21 protein-coding genes are annotated in these 18,555 nt (G+C 72.2%); 12 read left to right on the top strand and 9 right to left on the bottom strand.

Annotated features, from left to right (window positions below; translation table 11 throughout):
* Window positions 1-10: 10 nt before the first annotated feature.
* From ACIQCJ_RS18680 to ACIQCJ_RS18660, 5 genes are all read right to left on the bottom strand, one after another.
* A complete protein-coding gene (locus ACIQCJ_RS18680) occupies window positions 11-967 on the bottom strand; it encodes a cytochrome c oxidase assembly protein (protein WP_391045115.1) in 957 nt (318 codons plus the stop codon).
* A 170-nt stretch (window positions 968-1,137) separates the two neighbouring features.
* Entirely contained in the window at window positions 1,138-2,163 is a 1,026-nt protein-coding gene (locus ACIQCJ_RS18675; protein WP_188282470.1) for a 6-phosphofructokinase, read from the bottom strand.
* Between the two features lie 248 nt (window positions 2,164-2,411).
* Window positions 2,412-3,140, bottom strand: a complete 729-nt coding sequence (locus ACIQCJ_RS18670) for a type 1 glutamine amidotransferase (RefSeq protein WP_188282469.1) — start codon at window positions 3,138-3,140, stop codon at window positions 2,412-2,414.
* 60 nt (window positions 3,141-3,200) lie between these two features.
* Entirely contained in the window at window positions 3,201-4,439 is a 1,239-nt protein-coding gene (locus ACIQCJ_RS18665; RefSeq protein WP_355341129.1) for a MurT ligase domain-containing protein, read from the bottom strand.
* A gap of 253 nt (window positions 4,440-4,692) precedes the next feature.
* Entirely contained in the window at window positions 4,693-5,337 is a 645-nt protein-coding gene (locus ACIQCJ_RS18660) for a TetR family transcriptional regulator (RefSeq protein ID WP_188282467.1), read from the bottom strand.
* 149 nt (window positions 5,338-5,486) lie between these two features.
* Between ACIQCJ_RS18660 and ACIQCJ_RS18655 the strand changes: the two genes are divergently transcribed.
* Together ACIQCJ_RS18655 and ACIQCJ_RS18650 are read left to right on the top strand one after the other, a co-directional pair.
* Window positions 5,487-6,719: an acyl-CoA dehydrogenase family protein gene (locus tag ACIQCJ_RS18655; protein ID WP_355341126.1), complete on the top strand. Its 1,233-nt coding sequence runs from the start codon at window positions 5,487-5,489 to the stop codon at window positions 6,717-6,719.
* A 142-nt stretch (window positions 6,720-6,861) separates the two neighbouring features.
* Window positions 6,862-7,686, top strand: a complete 825-nt coding sequence (locus ACIQCJ_RS18650; protein WP_355341123.1) for a hypothetical protein — start codon at window positions 6,862-6,864, stop codon at window positions 7,684-7,686.
* 29 nt (window positions 7,687-7,715) lie between these two features.
* Here ACIQCJ_RS18650 and ACIQCJ_RS18645 read toward each other — a convergent pair whose 3' ends face one another.
* Entirely contained in the window at window positions 7,716-7,883 is a 168-nt protein-coding gene (locus ACIQCJ_RS18645; protein WP_355341375.1) for a hypothetical protein, read from the bottom strand.
* A 183-nt stretch (window positions 7,884-8,066) separates the two neighbouring features.
* On the opposite strand from ACIQCJ_RS18645, the gene ACIQCJ_RS18640 reads away from it, so the two are divergent.
* Both ACIQCJ_RS18640 and ACIQCJ_RS18635 read left to right on the top strand, forming a co-directional pair.
* Window positions 8,067-8,195 carry a hypothetical protein gene (locus ACIQCJ_RS18640; protein WP_262928374.1) on the top strand — a complete coding sequence of 43 codons (129 nt, stop codon included), beginning with the start codon at window positions 8,067-8,069 and terminating at the stop codon, window positions 8,193-8,195.
* A gap of 94 nt (window positions 8,196-8,289) precedes the next feature.
* Window positions 8,290-8,940 (top strand): winged helix-turn-helix domain-containing protein, encoded by a 651-nt coding sequence (locus ACIQCJ_RS18635; RefSeq protein WP_402711941.1) that lies wholly within the window; start codon window positions 8,290-8,292, stop codon window positions 8,938-8,940.
* Here the strand turns inward: ACIQCJ_RS18635 and ACIQCJ_RS18630 are convergent.
* Window positions 8,924-9,388, bottom strand: coding sequence for a universal stress protein (locus ACIQCJ_RS18630; protein WP_355341116.1), 465 nt, complete (start codon window positions 9,386-9,388; stop codon window positions 8,924-8,926). The genes ACIQCJ_RS18635 and ACIQCJ_RS18630 overlap by 17 nt on opposite strands.
* A 229-nt stretch (window positions 9,389-9,617) precedes the next feature.
* Between ACIQCJ_RS18630 and ACIQCJ_RS18625 the strand changes: the two genes are divergently transcribed.
* Together ACIQCJ_RS18625 and ACIQCJ_RS18620 are read left to right on the top strand one after the other, a co-directional pair.
* Complete coding sequence (locus ACIQCJ_RS18625) at window positions 9,618-10,160, top strand: SRPBCC family protein (protein WP_402711940.1); 543 nt, start codon at window positions 9,618-9,620, stop codon at window positions 10,158-10,160.
* A gap of 209 nt (window positions 10,161-10,369) precedes the next feature.
* Window positions 10,370-10,930 (top strand): GNAT family N-acetyltransferase, encoded by a 561-nt coding sequence (locus ACIQCJ_RS18620; RefSeq protein WP_402711939.1) that lies wholly within the window; start codon window positions 10,370-10,372, stop codon window positions 10,928-10,930.
* A gap of 34 nt (window positions 10,931-10,964) precedes the next feature.
* On the opposite strand, the gene ACIQCJ_RS18615 is transcribed toward ACIQCJ_RS18620, so the two are convergent.
* Complete coding sequence (locus ACIQCJ_RS18615; protein WP_355341107.1) at window positions 10,965-11,267, bottom strand: hypothetical protein; 303 nt, start codon at window positions 11,265-11,267, stop codon at window positions 10,965-10,967.
* Between the two features lie 100 nt (window positions 11,268-11,367).
* On the opposite strand from ACIQCJ_RS18615, the gene ACIQCJ_RS18610 reads away from it, so the two are divergent.
* The 4 genes from ACIQCJ_RS18610 (at window position 11,368) to ACIQCJ_RS18595 (ending at window position 15,011) form a co-directional block, all read left to right on the top strand.
* Complete coding sequence (locus ACIQCJ_RS18610) at window positions 11,368-12,090, top strand: L,D-transpeptidase (RefSeq protein ID WP_402712133.1); 723 nt, start codon at window positions 11,368-11,370, stop codon at window positions 12,088-12,090.
* Between the two features lie 83 nt (window positions 12,091-12,173).
* Complete coding sequence (locus tag ACIQCJ_RS18605) at window positions 12,174-13,322, top strand: hypothetical protein (protein WP_355341104.1); 1,149 nt, start codon at window positions 12,174-12,176, stop codon at window positions 13,320-13,322.
* Window positions 13,323-13,715: 393 nt separating this feature from the next.
* The gene (locus ACIQCJ_RS18600; protein ID WP_355341101.1) at window positions 13,716-14,354 is read left to right on the top strand and encodes a flavin reductase family protein; all 639 of its coding nucleotides are present in this window, start codon (window positions 13,716-13,718) and stop codon (window positions 14,352-14,354) included.
* A 156-nt stretch (window positions 14,355-14,510) separates the two neighbouring features.
* Entirely contained in the window at window positions 14,511-15,011 is a 501-nt protein-coding gene (locus tag ACIQCJ_RS18595; RefSeq protein ID WP_355341098.1) for a cupin domain-containing protein, read from the top strand.
* A gap of 122 nt (window positions 15,012-15,133) precedes the next feature.
* On the opposite strand, the gene sigJ is transcribed toward ACIQCJ_RS18595, so the two are convergent.
* Window positions 15,134-16,213, bottom strand: a complete 1,080-nt coding sequence (gene sigJ / locus ACIQCJ_RS18590) for an RNA polymerase sigma factor SigJ (protein ID WP_402711938.1) — start codon at window positions 16,211-16,213, stop codon at window positions 15,134-15,136.
* 331 nt (window positions 16,214-16,544) lie between these two features.
* Between sigJ and ACIQCJ_RS18585 the strand changes: the two genes are divergently transcribed.
* Together ACIQCJ_RS18585 and ACIQCJ_RS18580 are read left to right on the top strand one after the other, a co-directional pair.
* Window positions 16,545-17,177: a hemerythrin domain-containing protein gene (locus ACIQCJ_RS18585; protein WP_355341092.1), complete on the top strand. Its 633-nt coding sequence runs from the start codon at window positions 16,545-16,547 to the stop codon at window positions 17,175-17,177.
* Window positions 17,178-17,398: 221 nt separating this feature from the next.
* Complete coding sequence (locus ACIQCJ_RS18580; RefSeq protein WP_402711937.1) at window positions 17,399-18,553, top strand: beta-ketoacyl synthase N-terminal-like domain-containing protein; 1,155 nt, start codon at window positions 17,399-17,401, stop codon at window positions 18,551-18,553.
* Window positions 18,554-18,555: the final 2 nt, after the last annotated feature.

Below are 18,555 nucleotides of genomic sequence, written 5' to 3'. Positions count from 1 at the left end.
CCCCCCTCCGTCAGCCGCGACCGCGCGCCTCCAACGATGCCAAATACGCGTTGTACGCGACGAGTTCCGCGTCACCGTCGCGGTCCGCGGCCCGGTCGCCGCGCCGTGCCTGCCGCTGCTCGGAGGTGTACCACTGGAAGAGCAGCGCCACCAGCACGACGACCGACGGGATCTCGCTGAACGCCCAGGCGATGCCGCCCGCCGCCGTCTGGTCGCCGAGCGCGTCGATGCCCAGCGAGGCGGGCGGGTGCTCGAAGGTGGTCAGCATCGGCTCGCTGGCCATCATGACCGCGATGCCGAAGAACGCGTGGAAGGGCATCCCCGCGAACAGCTCCAGCATCCGCATCACATAACCGGGCCGGTGCGGCCCCGGGTCGACGCCCATGATCGGCCAGAAGAACAGCAGGCCCACCAGCAGGAAGTGCACCATCATCGCGATGTGCCCGGTCCTGGTGTGCATCAGCGTGTCGAAGATCGGCGAGAAGTACAGCCCGTACAGGCTCGCGATGAACAGCGGGAGCGTGAAGGCCGGGTGCGTGATGATCCGCAGATACCGGCTGTGCAGCAGCTTCACCAGCAGCTCGCGCGGTCCGGTGCGCCCGCGCTCGGCGGCGGGCAGCGCCCGCAGCGTCAGCGTCACCGGGGCGCCCAGCAGGATCAGGATCGGCGAGAGCATGCTCAGCACCATGTGCTGCACCATGTGCACGCTGAACATGACCATGCCGTAGTCGTTGAGCTTGGTGCACATCACCAGAGCGACCGTCAGCACCCCTGTGACGAACGCCACGGTACGGCCGGGCGACCACGAGTCGCCGCGCCGCCGCAGCCGCAGCACACCCCAGCCGTAGAGGACCAGCGCCACCAGGCAGCCGATGAGGAAGAACGGATCGCCGCCGCTGAACGACAGCCCCCGGCCGAGGGTGAACGGCGGCAAGTCCATGTGCATGCCGTGTCCGCCGTGGTCCATCCGTCACTCTCCTGTCGCGCCGGGCCGCGTGCTGCCGGTCCGGCCCGTGCTCCGATTCGACCCTTGTGCCCGCTCCAGAGTAGAACCGCCCCCGGACGCCGATTCGGCCGGGGGCGGGGAGCGCCGACGCACGTGGTCGGAGCACGTCATGAAGCGTCAGGACACGCCACTCACAGCACGCACTCGGCCTCGACGTACCGCTCGGCGGGCACCGTCTTCAGGTGCTCGACGGCCTCCCCGAGCGGGACCAGCGTGATGTCGGTGCCGCGCAGCGCCGTCATCATGCCGAACCGGCCCTTGTGGACGGCCTCCACGGCGTGCCAGCCGAAGCGGGTGGCGAGAACGCGGTCGTACGCGGTGGGCGTGCCGCCGCGCTGGACGTGCCCGAGGATGACCGGCCTGGCCTCCTTGCCCAGCCGCTCCTCCAGCTCGACCGAGAGCTGGTTGGCGACGCCGCTGAACCGCTCGTGGCCGTAGATGTCGGTCGCGCCCGACGTGAAGTCCATGGTGCCCTCGCGCGGCTTGGCGCCCTCGGAGACCACCACGATCGCGAACTTCTTGCCCGCCTCGAAGCGCTGGCCGACGACCCGCGCCAGCTCCGACACGTCGAACGGCCGCTCCGGCACCAGGATCGCGTGCGCGCCCGCCGCCATCCCGGAGTGCAGCGCGATCCACCCGGTGTGCCGCCCCATGACCTCCACGATCAGCACCCGCTGGTGCGACTCGGCGGTGGTCTTGAGCCGGTCCAGGGCCTCGGTGGCCACCATCACGGCGGTGTCGAAGCCGAAGGTCACGTCCGTGGACGCGATGTCGTTGTCGATGGTCTTGGGCACACCGACGATGGGCAGGCCCGCGTCCGACAGCAGCCGGGCCGCCTTGAGGGTGCCCTCACCGCCGATCGGGATGATCGCGTCCAGGCCCAGGTCGGCCACGTGGCCCCTGGCCTGTTCGACCCCGCCGCGCAGGTGGGCGGGCTGGACCCGCGAGGAGCCGAGGATCGTGCCGCCGCGCGCGAGGATGCCGCTCACGGCATCGAGGTCCAGCTTGCGGTAGTCGCACTCGAGCAGGCCCTTCCACCCGTCGTGGAAGCCGATGACCTCGTCACTGTGGTCCACCACGGCGCGGTGCACCACGGACCGGATGACGGCGTTCAGCCCGGGGCAGTCGCCGCCGCTGGTCAGCACACCAATACGCATTGCTCTCGTTACTCCCGCAACTCGACCGGACGGCCGGACCCCGTCGTCCGGATGGATCGCAGCCAGCTTACCGAGAGCGGCTGTCACGCCTCCACGGCGACCGAACTGCGGACACCTGACGATTACTCAAACTCCGGGGAACGCCTGCGCAGCGTGACGGACCCACCTCGGACCCCCGCCGACGCACGACGCCCGCGCCCTCCTGCGAGGACACGGGCGCGGTACGGGTCAGGCGGGTCGGAACGGTGTCACGCGGGCTGTACGGCCGCCGCGATCCGCTCGGCGCGCAGCGCCTCGAACCACTGGTCGTCGACCGGCGGCAGCGCGTTGACGTCCAGCGCGAGCTTGATCAGCAGGTCGGCGATCTGCGGATTGCGGGCCATCACCGGACCGTGCATGTACGTACCGAAGACCGTGTCGTTGAAGGCGCCCTCGGTGCCGTCCCCCGTGCCGTTGCCCTTGCCCATCCGCAGCCGGGCCAGCGGCCTGGCCTGCGGGCCGACATGGGTGACGCCCTGGTGGTTCTCGAAGCCGGTCAGCGGCGGCAGATTGAGGTGCGGGTCGATGTCGGCCAGGACGTCGCCGACGCACCGCTCGCCCTCGCCGCGCACGCTCACCACGTCGAGCAGGCCGAGGCCCGGCTCGGGGCGGCCCAGGTCGTTGACGAACTCGTGGCCGAGGATCTGGTAGCCCGCGCAGACCGAGAAGACGATCGCGCCGTTGGCGACCGCCCGGTTCAGGCCGCCGTCGCGGCGCAGCCGCTCCGCCGCCAGCCGCTGCGGGCGGTCCTCGCCGCCGCCGATCAGATAGATGTCACCAGACGTCGGCACCGGCTGGTCGGAGCGGACGTCGACCCGGGTGACCGGCACCCGGCGCTGCTGGGCGCGGCGCTCCACGACCAGCGCGTTGCCCTGGTCGCCGTAGGTGCTCAGCAGGTCGGGGTAGACCCACACCAGGCGGAGGCTGGACTCACTCATGCGTGCTTCTCCTTGTCCGTCGTCAGCAACGTGACGCGATGTGACGCGACGTGGTCGCGGTCAGTTGCCGACCCGGCGGCGCAGGTCCTGGAAGGCGGTGTAGTTGGCGATGGCCTCGATCCGGCCGGGCGGCGCGGAGCGCACCGCCTCGTCGAGGTTGGCGCAGACCCGGAACTGGAGCCCGGCGACCTCCAGGCGGACCGCGAGGTCCAGCTTGCGGTCGCCGATCACCATGATCGGGTGTCCGGCCAGCCGGGTGTAGTCCACGTCCCACAGCCAGGAGGTGTCGGTGCCGTCGGCGCCGCGCGCGTTGACCGACAGGATCACCGGGGTGGGCGGGCCGTCGATCAGCGAGAAGGTCTCCAGCCAGCCGGCCGGGTTCTTCGCCAGCAGCAGCCGCAGTTCGCGCTGCTGGAAGCTCACCACGTCGTAGCGGCCCGCGACCGCCTGCACCGCGTACATCCGCTCCAGCGCGACCTTGGGGTCGATGCCGAAGGCCGCGGCGGCGGCGGCCGAGACCGCCGCGTTCGACTTGTTGGCGCGGCCCGGGAGCTGGAGGTGGATCGGCCAGGCGGAGCCGTGCGGGTCGATCACGTGGTCGCCGGACAGCGCCCAGGTCGGGGTGGGGCGGCGGAAGCCGCACTCGGCGCAGAACCAGTCCTCCGACGGGCGTTGCAGGACGCCGCCGCAGGACGGGCACGACCAGGCGTCGTCCTTCCACTCCTGGCCCGCCGCGACCCACACCACGGTCGGGCTGGAGGAGGCGGCCCAGGTGATCAGCGGGTCGTCGGCGTTGGCGATGATGATCGCCTCGACGCCTGCCAGGCCCTCGCGCCACTTCTCGGCCAGCATGCGGGTCTCGGCCGCGCGGTCGAGCTGGTCGCGGGAGAGGTTGAGCAGCGCGATGGCCTTGGGGGCGACGTCGCGGGCGACGCCCGCCAGGTACTTCTCGTCGACCTCGATCACGCCGAAGCGCGCCTCGGAGCCGCCCGCCAGCGCGGAGGTGATCCCCGCGGGCATGTTCGCGCCGAGCGCGTTGGAGACGACGGGGCCGCCCGCGCGCAGCGCCTCGGCCAGCAGCCGGGTGGTGGTGGTCTTGCCGTTGGTCGCCGACACCAGGATCACGTCGAGGTGCCGGGCGAGCCTGGCCAGCAGGTCGGGGTCGAATCTCAGCGCCACCTTGCCGCCGATCACCGAGCCGCTGCCACGGCCTGCCGCACGCGACACGCCCGCCGCCACCTTGCCCGCCGTCACGGCCAGTTTCGCCCGCGGCGACAGCGGCTCCGAGTTGCCTGCCATCGTCTCTCTTCCTCCTCGACTGCGACCGGCCCCGCTGCCCCGTGGCGGCTGGTTGTACGCCTCCGAGCGCCACTTGGGCGGCCGACAAGGTTCGGTCCCGGCTCAGCCTATCGACTCCGGGCCCCCGGACCGCACCGCGCCGCCCCGGTCGGACCGTGCGCCGAACTCCACGCGCACCGGGGGCATCCGCGCCACCGGCGCTGTCTGTGGGGACGGGTGCGGCCCGCCCGCGGTTCCTGATCCGCCGACCGCGTCACAGCCCCGGGCTGCCCGCCCGGTCGCCGGCCGCCGCGAGGCGGCCCCACAGCAGGTCGGCCAGGTGCCTGACCAGCAGGTCGCGGGAGAACGGCCGCTCGCCGAGCCACCAGTCGCCCGCCGCGTACATCATGCCGACGATGCCGTGTCCCCAGGCGCGGGCGAGCTGCTCCGAGTCGGGGCCGAGGTCGAGGCGTTCGGCGATCACCTCTGCCAGGTCCTCGCCCATGCGGCGCAGCAGCGGTACGGAGTGCCGTCCGGCGTCCAGTCCCTTGTCGCCGTCGGCGGGCGCCTCGGCCGGGTGCATCAGGAAGCGGTAGACCTGCGGGTGGGCCTCGATGGCGGACAGATACGCGTGCAAGGTGGCCTCGACGCGGTCCCTGCGGTCGCCGGGGGAGTCCAGCGCGGCCCGCAGGGTGGCCAGCAGCGCGTCGGTGTGCCGCTTGGCCAGCGCCCGGTACAGGCCGCTCTTGTCGCCGAAGTGCCGGTAGAGGATCGGCTTGGTGATGCCCGCCTCGGCGGCGATGGCGTTCATGGACGCCTCGGGCCCGTCCCGCAGGACGACGCGGTCGGCCGCTTCGAGCAGCTCCGCCCGGCGCCGCTCCGTGGCCGTCCGCTGGTCCTGCCGCTGGCCGGTGTCCACCCGCGCCTCCCCAATTGTTCGATTGCTGGTGGTCAGCGCAACGTAACACCCCGCCAGCCGCCCCCCGCGCGCGGCGGAATGAGTTGACATGGCCTACCGGTCGGTAACAGACTGCTGTTACCGCTAGTAACTGGCACGTGGAGGGGAAGATGGGCGACTTCACGCTCGAACTCAATGACGACCAGCAGTCCGTGCGCGACTGGATCCACGGCTTCGCCGCCGACGTGATGCGCCCGGCCGCCGCCGAATGGGACGAGCGCGAGGAGACCCCGTGGCCCATCATCCAGGAGGCCGCCAAGATCGGACTGTACTCGCTGGACTTCTACGCCCAGCAGTTCTTCGACCCCACGGGCCTGGGCATCCCGCTCACCATGGAAGAGCTGTTCTGGGGTGACGCGGGCATCGCCCTGTCCATCGTCGGCACCGGACTCGCCGCCGTCGGCGTCCTCGCCAACGGCACCGAGGAGCAGATCGGCACCTGGGTCCCGCAGATGTACGGCGACGCCGACGACGTCAAGCTCGCCGCCTTCTGCTCCTCCGAGCCCGACGCGGGCTCCGACGTCTCCGCGATGCGCACCCGCGCCGTCTACGACGAGGCCACCGGCGAGTGGGTGCTCAACGGCACCAAGACCTGGGCCACCAACGGCGGCATAGCCAACGTCCACGTCGTCGTCGCCGTGGTCGACCCGGAGCTGGGCACCAAGGGCCACGCCTCCTTCATCGTGCCGCCCGGCACTCCCGGCCTGTCCCAGGGCCAGAAGTTCAAGAAGCACGGCATCCGCGCCTCGCACACCGCCGAGGTCGTCCTGGAGGACGTACGGATTCCCGGCGACTGCCTGCTCGGCGGCAAGGACAAGCTCGACGAGCGGCTGGCACGGGCCCGCGAACGGGCCAAGTCGGCCCATGGCGGCGAGCGGGTGAAGAACGCGGCGATGGCCACCTTCGAGGCCTCCCGCCCGGCGGTCGGCGCCATGGCCGTCGGCACGGCGCGCGCCGCGTACGAATACGCCCTCGAATACGCCACCGGCCGCGAGCAGTTCGGCCGCCCGATCATCGACAACCAGGGCGTCGCCTTCCAGCTCGCCGACATGCGCACCCAGATCGACGCCGCCCGCCTCCTGGTCTGGCGCGCCTCCTGGATGGCGACGGCGGGCAAGCCCTTCACCTCCGCCGAGGGCTCGATGTCCAAGCTCTTCGCCAGCGAGACCGCCAAGAAGGTCACCGCCCAGGCCATCCAGATCCTCGGCGGCAACGGCTACACCCGCGAGTACCCGGTGGAGCGCATGCACCGCGACAGCGCGATCTACACGATCTTCGAGGGCACCAGCGAGATCCAGCGTCTGGTCATCGCCCGCACGCTGTCCGGGATGCCGCTGCGCTGAGGCGGCGCGACGGCACAGGGCTCAGGGGCGGACGCCGGGGGTGTCCGCCCCTGACGCATGTCCCGGCGGCCACCCCCTCGTTGGGCAGGGTGTACATCATCCGATACGCGCCGATTTCCGGCGCAAGCCCCGGGGAGGGCCGATGGCCGACCCGCAGTGGAAACGACTCATCGAACACGTCATGGCGGTCCCGGAACGCGTCTACGAGCACTGGAGCGGCGCCGACGGCTGGGACAACGACACCGAATTCGGCAAGGAGTACGGAGAGAACCGCGTCTCCTGGTGCGTGATCTTCGACTGGGACATGTACCACGACGTCGGTCTCGACCAGGCCGTCCCGAAGACCGACAACGTGACCGCGTTCAGCACATGGGCCCGACGCAAGGGCGCCTGGTCCGCGTACCCGAGCATCGGCGCCTGGGTGAATCTGGACGGCGGCGGGCACACCGAGATCGTCACCGGCTTCGACGAGCGCTACGTCCACACCAAGGGCGGCAACAGCGTGAAGGCCGGGGCCACCGACCGGGGCCAGGGCAACGGCGTGTGGTCGCACCGTGAACTGCGTCACGCCCAGCGCGTCACCGGCTACTTCGCGCCGCGCTTCCCCGACGGGATCTGCCCGCCGACCGCGGACCCCGCCGACCCGCGCGGCGGCACGGCGGTCGCCTCCTACCGAGTGCGCCCGACCGCCACCACGCACCCGGCGCCCGCGTTCCCCGGCCGTGAGTACTTCGTCCTCGGCGCGGTCAGCGACCACACCCTGCTGCTCCAGACCTGGCTGCAACGCGGCAACTGGGGCCCGCCGTACAAGGTCGGCCCGTCCCGCACCATGACCGCGCTCGACCTGACCAAGGTCAAGGCCCTCCAGCGGCACTACGTCGCCGCGCTCGGCCCGGCGGACGGCGCCGTCGGGCCGCTGACCTGGCTGTACGCCTACGAGGTCGCGTACGGCCTGCGCGCGAGATGACCGCGGCCGCCCGGCGCGGCCCCGCGTGACTAGTCCCCGTCGTTGCGGTAACCGCGCAGCAGGAACCAGGCGAGGAACACCACACCGACCACCGAGACGACGATGATGCTGCGCATCACCGGACCGGGGCCGGGCGAATTCGACATCGCGAACGTCGTGACGTCGTGGAACGCGCCGAGATCCATGTGGGTATGCATGGGGGTACTCCTTATGGTCCGGCTGCCCAGGGTAGACCCGCGCCCCGAGCCGTCCGCGCTCCGGGTCGGCCCGCGCGCCGACCCGGAGCGCGCGCCCAGGTCAGTGGCCGGAATGCGGGCAAAGCGGCACCAGTGTGTCCGGGCGGTCACCGCACGCGCACGTCGTCTGGTTCAATAGGACACATGGCCAGCACTACTGACTCCGGGACAGGTCGCGACGACCTCGAACCCTTCTGGCCGTCCCGGCAGGAGCACCACTTCGACCGCTGGTGTTGCCGCGCGACCCCCGCGCGGACCCGCGTCCTGAGCTGACCCCGCCGCACCGGCCTCCGAGCCGCTGCCCGCAGCCACCGGTCCCCGCGCAATACGGCGTCCTGACGACCCCATCGCGCGAAAGAGCCGAATCATGTCGAACCTGCCGAACGTCCACTCCCTTTCCACGCTGCCCGCCCGACCGGGCGGCGCGCCCTCCTCCGGCGGCGCTCCGGCCGTCAACCGGCAGCGACTGCGCGCCGTACGCCCCGACGAGGTGCCGCCCGCACCGGACTTCCTGCCGCCCGGCGCCACCTGGCTGCCCGCGCCGGGACATGTGCTGCCCACCATCCCCGGCGGCGCCCCGATGGTCGGTTACCTGGTGCTCGTCCCGGCCGAGCAGGTCCCGACCGCCGTCCCCGCCCCGGCCCCCGAGTTCCGCACCGGCCGGACGGAGACCTCCGACCCGCTTTCCCAGGTGCCGATCAGCATCGACGACGAGCGCCGCACCGCCGCGGTCGACGGTCGCCAACTCGACCTGACCTACCTGGAGTTCGAACTGCTCGCGCACCTCGTCGCGCACCCGCACCGGGTGCACTCGCGCGACCAGCTCGTGACCACGGTCTGGGGATACGGGCATGTCGGCGACGGCCGCACGGTCGACGTCCACGTCGCCCGGCTGCGCCGCAAGCTCGGCGCGGAGCACCGCGCCAGCATCGTGACGGTGCGCCGGGTCGGCTACAAGTACGCCCCCGTCGCGCCGGTATCGACCGCGGGCGCGACCGCGGCTACGGCACGACCGTGACCGGCCACCGTCCGGCTTTCACGAGCCGGACGGCGACCGAGCCGACGAACCGGTGCCCGGCGCGCTCCGAGGCGCCCACCACGACCGCGTCCGCGGTGAGCTGTTCCGCGGCCGTGGTCAGGCCGTTGTAGGGGTCGCCGCGGAAGGTGTGGAACTCCCACCGCACCGTGAACGTCCCCTGCAACCGCTCGACGGAGTCGCGGATCTCCGCCATGAGCTGCTCGGCGATCCCGGTGTCGACCTCCGACACCGGGACCCCGAGGGCGGCGCCGGTCGGCATGTACGGCTGCACGTAGACCAGGGCGAGCAGCGCGTGCTGCCGCCGCGCGAGCCCCGCCGCGTACGCGGCGGCCCGCCACGACGTGTCGGAGCCGTCCAGTCCGGCGAGGATGACCTTCGGTCCGTCCGTGCCGCGCTCGAAGTGCGCCGGCAGCTTCTGCTCTTCCACGCGCGCCAGGCTATCGGCCTCCGGCCTGCGGTTTCATCCCCCGGCACGCAGCGTTCTCACTCCAATGGGCGCATTGCCACGACATGTGCACCTTTGCGGGGCACGCTGTGCGAGAGGAGTGAAACAGGCGGCGGTACCGCGCCGGAGCCGCGCACCCCACGGGTGCGGTCGGCGTACCCGCGACGGCTCGCCGCCCACGCCGCTACCGGGGAGGTTTGTGATGCCGAGCGTGTCCACGAACGTGTTCGTGTCGAGGCCGACCACGGAGGTCTTCGACTTCCTCGCCGACGCCCGCAATCTCGCCCTGTGGAGCTCGGGGGTGGCCTTCGTCGACTCAGCGCCGGTCCCGCCGGGTGTGAACGCGGAGTACCGCTACCGCTACCCCGGACGGCGCAGACCGCACCGGCTGGTCTGCGCCGCCTTCGAACCGGGCCGCCGGATAGTCTTCCGCGGCCAGCGTATGTGGTGCCCGCTGGGCACCCAGGTGCCCGTGTACGGCTTCGAGCTCGCCCCGCACGCCGACGGCACGCTGGTGCGGCTGTCGGTCACCAGCTCGCTGCGCGCGGCCCTCGTCCTGCTCGCCCCGGTCGTGGCCATGGCCTGGCGCCGTGACCTGCCCGCGGACGCCAGGAAATTCTGCGATCTGCTCGGCGGCTCCCGCGCCCCGGCCGCCCCGCTGCACGCTCCCGTGTCCGCTCCCGCGGTCGCCTCGGCCCTCGAGGACCCGGCGCGGTCCACGTCCGCGCCGAGTGGCTTTGACTTCGCTCATTGAGTGTTAAACTAATATTGTGAAGACGTTCGCACACGTTCTTCACCCTTTACTGCCCCGGCCTGGTCCCCCCGTCCCGGCCGGGGCTCCTCCATGTCCGGACCCGCTCCGGGCCCGCCCCGAACCCGCTCCGGGCTCGTTCCCGCCTGTGCCCGGCCCGCGCCGGCCCGCCTCGGGGGCCGACTGTCAGACCCTCGTCGTACGGTGCGGACATGAACGACGCACATGAGCCGCGAATTCGCATCGAGCCCTGGTCGGCGGACGACCTGTGGCTGCTCCGCAGGACGAACACACCCGAGATGACCGAGTACCTCGGCGGACCGGAGACCGAGGAGCAACTGCTCTCCCGGCACCAGCGCTACCAGGACATCGAGAAGACCGGCGGCAGGATGTACCGCGTGGTGCTCGTCCCGGACGGCGAGGTCGCCGGTTCCATCGGCTTCTGGGAACAGACGTGGCGGGGCGGGAAGGTCTACGAGACCGGCTGGGCGATCCTCCCGGAGTTCCAGGGCCGGGGCCTGGCGGCGGACGCCGCCCGCGCGGTGACCGAGGCGGCCAGAGCCGCCGGTGCCCACCGCCACCTGCACGCCTTCCCCAAGGTCAGCCACCCGGCGTCGAACGCCGTCTGCCGCAAGGCCGGATTCACGTTGCTGGGCGAGGCCGACTTCGAGTACCCCAAGGGCAACCCGATCACGTGCCACGACTGGGTGATCGACCTGACGCCGGACGCCCCTGAGGCTGACCCGGCCGGGGCTCCCACGACGACCGGCTGACGGTCGCAGGGCGTTCGCGGGGCGCCGCGGGCCGTCAGGAACCGGCGGCCCGCAGTTGGGGAACGATCTGCTGCCGTACGTAACCGCGCACGTCCTGGCCGCGCAGGCCGCCCCGAATCACCGTCACCGAGTGCGCGGCGGCGGCCTTCCGCAGCCGACGCGCGGCCAGCGGGCCCACACCGCCGCCGATCACCAGCGCCGTCACACCGCCCGCGCCGATCAGGGAGACGGCGTCGCGCGCGCCGGTGACGCCACGCGCGTCGAAACCCTCCTCGCGAAGGACCGTGGTCGCGGAGCTGACAATGCTCTCCATACGGCCGATTACCACAACGGTCATGCTTAGCTGCTGCCCATCCACACCCCGCACACACCCGGCTGGCGCTCATCCGCCACCACCGCACCGAGGAGACCCCGTGCGCCCACTGACCCCGACCACCCTGGTCACCGCCGCAGCCCTCGCCACCACGCTCGCGGTCGGCGGCGCCGGCGCCGGTCCCGCTCCCGGCTCGGGTACGGCGCAGCCCCGGCCCGTGGCGAACCTCCCGCAGATCATGAAGGACACCGGCGGCGGCACCCAGCTCATCACCGCGAGCGCCCCCACCCTCGGCTCCACCAGCGGCACCCTCACCTGGTGGGAGAAACAGAGCGGCGGCTGGAAGGCCGTCGGCACCGCACCCGCCCGCTTCGGCGCCCACGGCCTGGCCGACGGCGCGACCCGCACCCAGAACACCAGCACCACGCCCACCGGCCTCTACGGCCTGCCGCTCGCCTTCGGCAACGCCGCCGCGCCCGCGGGCACCGCCCTGCCGTACCGCGCGGTCACCCCGACCGCCTGGTGGTGCGAGGACACCCAGTCGACCTCCTACAACCGCTGGGTCGACCCGCTGCCGAAGGACTGCCGGGGCACCGAGTCCGAGCGCCTGGCCGACTATCCCGGGCAGTACGCGCACGCCGTCCTGATCGACTTCAACTACGCCAAGCCGGTCAAGGGCCGCGGCGCTGGCATCTTCCTGCACGTCAACGGCAGCGGCGCGACGGCCGGTTGCGTCTCGGTACCCGCCGACGCGATGAGCCGGATCCTCGCGTGGCTGCGGCCCGCGGCGCAGCCGCACATCGCCATCGGCACGGTGGACGGCGGCACGGCATTGACCGGTTACTGACCCCCTGGCGCGCTGTTGGGTGACGCTACCGCCCCGTACCGTAGGGCACAGGCGCAACACCAGTGACGCGAAGGGGAATTGCCGTGTCGTTCGCAGAGGACCGGTCGCAGGCCGTGGAAGACGTCGTCCACGCGTGGACGCACGGCACCGACTGCCTGTTACGCGAGGCCGACGGCGGCTCGGGGGAGACGGTCGGGACGGAGACGGGCCCCAGGATGCTCTCGCACGCGGAAGCCGTGCAGATCGTCCACGCCCAGCTCGTCCTGATCGCCCTCGGAGCCGACCTCGGCCGCCTCCAGACGACCGCGAGGACCTGCTACCGCACCGCGGTCGACACGCGGCTCGAACGGCCGGAGGACGCCCGCGCCTATGCCAGGGCCGCCGATCTGTGCGAGCGCGCCGCCCGGCTGGTGGTCGACGCGGGAGCCGCGGGCGACGACCGGGCCAGGCGCCGCCTGCTCGCCGTCGCCGAGCACGACACCGCCGTGGCGACCGGAGCCGTGGACCCCGAGGTCGCCGACCGCGCCCGCCGCGTCCTGGAGTCCGCGCTCAGCGAGGCCGAGAACAGGGCCGCCCGCGACACCGCGCCCCAGCAGCGCGGCCCGCGCTATCCCGGCCCGACCTACGACGAGACCACCGGACGGCACCGCGTCGGCGTCGGCGCGACCGGCGAGCCCGCCTACTGGCAGCTCAACACCCCCGGCTCCGGCATGGAGAGCGGCCTGATCTGCGGCGCGCCCGGCAGCGGCAAGAGCAGCTTCCTGCTGATGGTGCTCTACGAGGCCGCGCGCCGCGAGGAGTTCACGCTGTGGCTGGCCGACCCCGGCGGCCGGCACGACACCCCGGCGCCGATCGCCGAGGCCGCCGCCCGTACCGCCGCCACCCGCGAGCAGACCGTGGACCTGCTGCGCGACGCGGTGGCCGTGATCGCCGACCGCGCCCGCCACCACGGCCCGGTCCCCGACCCCACCGACACCTGGCAGGGCATCGTGCTCGCCGTCGAGGACTGCCGACTCGTCTTCGCCGACGACCTGGAGGCCACCCGGCTCGCCGAGCGCGTCGTCGCCGTCGGCGGCCGGTTCGGCGTGGCGCTGGTCGTGACCGCGCCCGACGCCGACCTCGCGTCCTTCGGCGGCAGCCTCGCGCTGCGCGCCGGGCTCGCCAGGACCAACTGCTTCCCGCTCGGCCCCGGCGGACGGCAGATGCTCACCGCGCTCGGCCGCGCGGTCTGACGGCCAACCGCCTCCGGCCGGACGTCGGTCGGCGGGCCGCCGGTCGGCCGGCTCTCGCCCGCCTACCGCCGGATCTGACACTCCTCTGACACGCGCCTGGCCCTTTCCGGAAGGTCGGGCGGTGCATCTGTGGTTCCTGACCGAGACCTGAAGCCGGGGATCTTGTGACGGACCGGCGGACCGAAGAACCTGGTAGTCAGGATCCGGTGCGGTGTCGGCGAAAGCCCCCGGCGCGGTCCTTTCTCTCGGAATCTCTACGAATCTTCACGAATCTCGCGGATTCTCCCTGATTCTCTTTGATTCTCTCCGAACGACCATGGCGACCGTCCCCTGACGTCCGGGTGCGGCCCCTGAATCGCGTTGTCGGGCTCTGTGGTGTGGGAGGTGTGGACGATGGCAGGTGCGATGTCGTCGAACGCGGTGGCGGCCGGGACCGTCGCCGGAAATACGGTGGCGCCGCCGGAGGAACGGGTGGGCGAACCGGCCCCGTTGAGCAGACTGATGTCACTGCACCAGGCGCACCCGGTGGACGGCCGGTCACTGCGGACGGTGTGCGGGATGTTCGTGACCGGCGTGACGGTGATCACCAGCGGCGAGGACGGCAACGCCGAAGGCACCACGGTGAACTCGTTCACCTCGGTCTCCCTCGACCCGCCGCTGGTGCTGTTCTGCCTGCACAACGAGTCCCGACTGCGGTCCGTCGTGCGGGAGTCGGGGAAATTCGTCGTCAACTTCCTCCAGGGGCAGCAGGAGGGCGTGGCCCGCGCCTTCGCGGGCAAGGGCACCGCGGAGATCCACGACGTGGCCAACCACCCGTCGGTGACGGGCGTTCCGGTGCTCAGCGAGGCGCTGGCGTTCCTGTCCTGCCACCTGGTCGAGGAGTTCGACGGCGGCGACCACACGATCTTCCTCGGCCGCGTGGTCGAGTTGGGCGTGCCCCGGCAGCACCAGGAGCCGCTGGTCTTCTTCCGCGGCTGGCTCGGCGCGCTGGAGGAGGAACTGCGCGGCGTGCACCCCATCATCGACGGCTGACCGCCCCGCCCGTTCCCTGTCTCCTTGGCACGGCGGTGCGTCGCACGGCGGTATTTCGCGGCGCCCCGCGGTCTTCCGCGTGGATCCGAGGTGATCCGCGCTGTTCGTGTTCCTGACGTTTCTGCGAGTTCCCGAATTCGACCGGTGGAGGGTGTGATGGGCGTGGATTCCGGCAAGGTCGTCCGACTGGAGGACGTCGTACCGATCACATACGGCGGAGGCGAGGAGACCCGCTTCCTGCTGCGCGGCTCGGACACCAGCGGCCGTTCCTCGTTCTACGAGGTCCGGATGCCCGCGGGGGAGGGCTCGGTGTGGCATGTGCACCATGACACCGACGAGTCCTTCTACGTCCTCGAGGGCGAATTCGAGGTCAAGGTCGGCGAGGAGATCCACAAGGCGCCCGCCGGGACGATGGTGCACGGCCCGCGCGGCGTGTGGCACTCCTTCTTCAACGTGGGCGAGACCACGGGACTCATGCTCTGCACGATGACGCCCGGCGGCATCGAGCTGTTCTTCGAGGAGCTGAGCGAGGTGCTGACCCGCCCCGAGCGGCCCGACTGGGACACGATCAAGGCGGTCGGCGAGCGGCACGGCATCACCGCCGCCCGGCCGCAGGGCGGACCGCACGGCGGCCCGCCGGTCAGCGCGCCGCAGTAGTCCGTACCGTCGCGCACCGTCCTCGCGACGGGGGTCGGGAGCCGCCGGGTGACCGGCGCCCTGCGCGCCGTCGGGTGACGGGGGGCGGCCGGTCCGGGGGATTCACCCGGCGGCTCCCGGGCCTAGGGGGTGTCCGCGCGCCGTCCGGCGTCCCGGGGGTGCGCGTCCTCCTGCTCGGGGTCCAGCTCCGGCTCGGGCACCGCGTCCGGCGCGAGCCGCGGCGCGCCCGTCGGCTCACCGCTCTCGTCGAGCCGGACCCGGGAGAGCTTGTCGGGGTTGGTGACCAGGTAGATGTCGGTGATCTGGTCGTTGCTCGGGTTGAGGTCCATGACCATGACCGCGTACGGCGAGTCGCCGGAGAAGACGACGGCCGACGGGTCGCCGTTGACCTGCTGGTAGCGGATGTCCAGCGACTCGGGCAGCCGGCTGGTGGCGTAGCCGTTGAGGAAGCGGGCGACCTTGTCCCGGCCGTTGACCGGCCGGAGCGCGGAGCGGACCTTGCCGCCGCCGTCGGTCCACATCGTCACGTCCGGCGCGAGCAGGCTCATCAACTCGGCGATGTCGCCGCCGAGCGCGGCGGCCACGAACCGCTCGGTGACCTGCTGCTGGAGGTGCGGATCGGCCTGGTAGCGGGGCCGCCTGGCCTGGACGTGCTCGCGGGCCCGGTGCGCGAGCTGCCGGATCGCGGACGGGCTGCGTCCCAGGATCTCGGCGATCTCCGTGTGCGCGTAGCCGAACACCTCGTGCAGGACGAAGACCGCCCGCTCCAGCGGCGTCAGCGTCTCCAGCACCACGAGCAGCGCCATGGACACCGACTCGGTGCGCAGCGCGGACTCCGCGGCGTCCACGGCCTGCGCGCCCTGCGGGCTGTCGAGGGCGTCGGGCGTACGGGTCAGCAGCGGCTCGGGCAGCCAGGGGCCGATGTACGTCTCGCGGCGACGGCTGATCGTCGCCTGCCGGGCGAGCGCCTGGTTGACCGCGATCCGCACCAGGTACGCGCGCGGGTTGTCGATCTCCTCGGCGTCCGGCTGGCGGACCCGGCGGGCCCAGGCCAGCCAGGTCTCCTGGAGGACGTCCTCGGTGTCGGAGACACTGCCGAGCAGGTTGTAGACCACCGAGAACAGGAGTTCCCGATGGCCGACGAACACCTCGGTCGCGCGGTCACCAGCAGCCGAGGGGAGCTGAGCCGGAGTGTCGGACACGATGTGAGCCTCCCGTGATGCGTTTCACCTATGAGGTACGACGGACCCGAAAGCGTGACACTCGCGCCGCGAAATGTGACGCGCGTCTCTTTCACCTGCGATATTCCGGCGCGCCCCACCGATCTCCATGAGTGCTGGAATGATCACACGGTGCCACGATGTCACATCGACCGTGGCCCGAAGCTCTTTATCCGCGGGGCCGGACACGGTCTGGCGGTGGCCCGGACGCCGGGCCCGGAGGGGAGCCTCCGGACCGTCGAGGCTCCGAGCGGTCACCCCGATCCCCGGGGGGCCGATAACGACATTCGTACGAAGAAAGTGGTGGGCCGTCGTGGCCGAGTCGAAAGACCCGAACGTGGACATCGATTTCACCGTCATGTATGCGACGCACAAGGCGTTCCGACGCGACCTGCGCCGGCTGGCGACCGCGGTGGCCGCCGGTCAGGCGACGGCGCCGCAGGTGCGCGCGGGGTGGGACAACTTCAATCACCAGCTCCACAACCACCACTCGGTCGAGGACCGGGCGCTGTGGCCGCAGGTGGAGGCCAAGATCGCCGACCGTCCCGACGATCAGCGGCTGATGAAGGAAATGGAAGAGGAGCACGCCGAGCTGGGCCCGCGCATCGAGGCGGTGGACACCGCGATCAAGGGCGGCGGGGGCGACCTGGCCGCGCTGATCGAGGACCTTTACCAGGTGATGGACGGCCACTTCACGCACGAGGAGGAGGCCGCGCTGCCGCTGATCCAGGACGTGCTGTCGCCCGCCGAATGGCGGACCTTCGGGCTCGCCAACGCCAAGAACCTCGGCATCAGCGGCGTCAGCGTCTACATCCCCTGGGTCATCGACGACGCGACGCCGGACGACCAGAAGCGGTTCCTCGGGTCCTTCCCGCCGCCGCTGCGCGTCGTCAACAAGCTGATCTGGCAGCGCGGTTACGCGAAGAAGGAGCTGTTCAAGGTCTGACCGGACCCGGGCACCGACGACCGGGCGCCTGAACGGCCGGAATCGGCGGGCACCGCGCCACCGGGCGCGGTGTCCATGCTCGGGCGCGGTGTCCATGCTCGGGCACTGCGGAAAGGCGTGGCCATGGACAGCACGGCGATCGTGGAGCGGGCCCGACCGGCCCCGCCCGCCCGCCGCACCGGGCGGGTGCCCGGCGCGGCCGAGCTGCTGCGGAGGGTGCCGTGACCGGCGCTGTGGTGGTGACAGGTCTGGGCATCGTCTCGCCCGCGGGACTGGGCGCCCGCGACTACTGGGCGCAGGCGTGCGGGAGCGGGCGCGGCGCCGGACGGCACGGCGAGGCCCGTACGGCGGGCGAACCCGCCTGGCAGACCGCCGCCCTCCTCGACCCCGCTCCGGGCGACCAACTGTGGGGCAGGCCCGCGCCGCAGGCCGACCGGATGGCCCGGCTCGCGCTGGCCGCAGCGGACTGGGCGCTGGCCGACGCGGGCATCCGCCCGCAGGACCTGCCCGACTTCGGCCCCGACGCGGTGACGGCCGTCACCGCCGCGGCTGCCGCCGCCGCGGCTCCCGGCGGGCGGTACGGCGAGGGCCGCGGGCCCGGCTTCGGCACCCGCTTCCGTGCCGGCACCGGCGGACCGCGCGGCCAGGCCGGGCGGCAGAGCGGCGCGTACCGCTCCTTCGCCTGGTTCTACGCCGTCAGCAGCGGCCAGATCTCGATCAGGGACGGCATGAAGGGCCTGGACGCCGTGGCGCACGCCCGGCGGCAGATCCGGCAGGGCGGACGGCTCATCGTCTCCGGCGGTGTGGACGCGCCGGTCTGCCCCGCCACCTGGAGCGCGCACACCCCGCCGCCCGCCGCCCGGCCCGGCGGCGGAGCGCTGCTGGTACTGGAGACCGCGCACGCGGCCCTGGCCCGCGGCGCCAAGATCTACGGCGAGGTCGCCGGATACGGCGCGACCTTCGACCCCGACCCGAGCGGCGGACGCGAACCGGGACTGCGGCGCGCGGTGGAACTGGCCCTGTGCGACGCGGGAGCCGTCCCCGGCGAGGTGGACGCGGTGTTCGTCCCCGGCCTCGACGCGGCCGAATCGGCCGCCGTCACCGCGGTGTTCGGCGTGCACGCCGTACCCGTCACCGCGCCCCGCACCATGACCGGGCGCCGCTACCCGGGCACGGCCGCGCCGCTGGACCTGGCGGCAGCCCTGCTCGCCATGGAGGAGGGCCTGATCCCGCCGACCGCGGACGATCTGCCGTCCCCCGGCTACGACCTCAATCTGGTCCTGTCGCCGCGCACCGCGGAACTGCGCACCACGCTGGTGGTGGCCCGCGGCCACGGCGGCTTCAACTCCGCCGTCGTGCTGCGCACCCTGGACTGACC

The organism is Streptomyces sp. NPDC093221, from assembly GCF_044753885.1.
In the GTDB taxonomy this organism is placed as follows: Bacteria; Actinomycetota; Actinomycetes; order Streptomycetales; family Streptomycetaceae; genus Actinacidiphila.
Note: the sequence above shows the minus strand (reverse complement) of the source record. Positions and strands in the feature narration are given on the sequence as shown.

Coding starts and splice junctions, on each gene's coding strand:
- ACIQCJ_RS18640 (WP_262928374.1), top strand. CDS start 8,067: ATGGCCAGCACTACTGACTCCGGGACAGGTCGCGACGACCTCGAACCC.
- ACIQCJ_RS18675 (WP_188282470.1), bottom strand. CDS start 2,163: ATGCGTATTGGTGTGCTGACCAGCGGCGGCGACTGCCCCGGGCTGAAC.
- ACIQCJ_RS18650 (WP_355341123.1), top strand. CDS start 6,862: ATGGCCGACCCGCAGTGGAAACGACTCATCGAACACGTCATGGCGGTC.
- ACIQCJ_RS18655 (WP_355341126.1), top strand. CDS start 5,487: ATGGGCGACTTCACGCTCGAACTCAATGACGACCAGCAGTCCGTGCGC.
- ACIQCJ_RS18620 (WP_402711939.1), top strand. CDS start 10,370: ATGAACGACGCACATGAGCCGCGAATTCGCATCGAGCCCTGGTCGGCG.
- ACIQCJ_RS18665 (WP_355341129.1), bottom strand. CDS start 4,439: ATGGCAGGCAACTCGGAGCCGCTGTCGCCGCGGGCGAAACTGGCCGTG.
- ACIQCJ_RS18635 (WP_402711941.1), top strand. CDS start 8,290: ATGTCGAACCTGCCGAACGTCCACTCCCTTTCCACGCTGCCCGCCCGA.
- ACIQCJ_RS18600 (WP_355341101.1), top strand. CDS start 13,716: ATGGCAGGTGCGATGTCGTCGAACGCGGTGGCGGCCGGGACCGTCGCC.
- ACIQCJ_RS18595 (WP_355341098.1), top strand. CDS start 14,511: ATGGGCGTGGATTCCGGCAAGGTCGTCCGACTGGAGGACGTCGTACCG.
- ACIQCJ_RS18645 (WP_355341375.1), bottom strand. CDS start 7,883: ATGCATACCCACATGGATCTCGGCGCGTTCCACGACGTCACGACGTTC.
- ACIQCJ_RS18615 (WP_355341107.1), bottom strand. CDS start 11,267: ATGACCGTTGTGGTAATCGGCCGTATGGAGAGCATTGTCAGCTCCGCG.
- ACIQCJ_RS18680 (WP_391045115.1), bottom strand. CDS start 967: ATGGACCACGGCGGACACGGCATGCACATGGACTTGCCGCCGTTCACC.
- ACIQCJ_RS18670 (WP_188282469.1), bottom strand. CDS start 3,140: ATGAGTGAGTCCAGCCTCCGCCTGGTGTGGGTCTACCCCGACCTGCTG.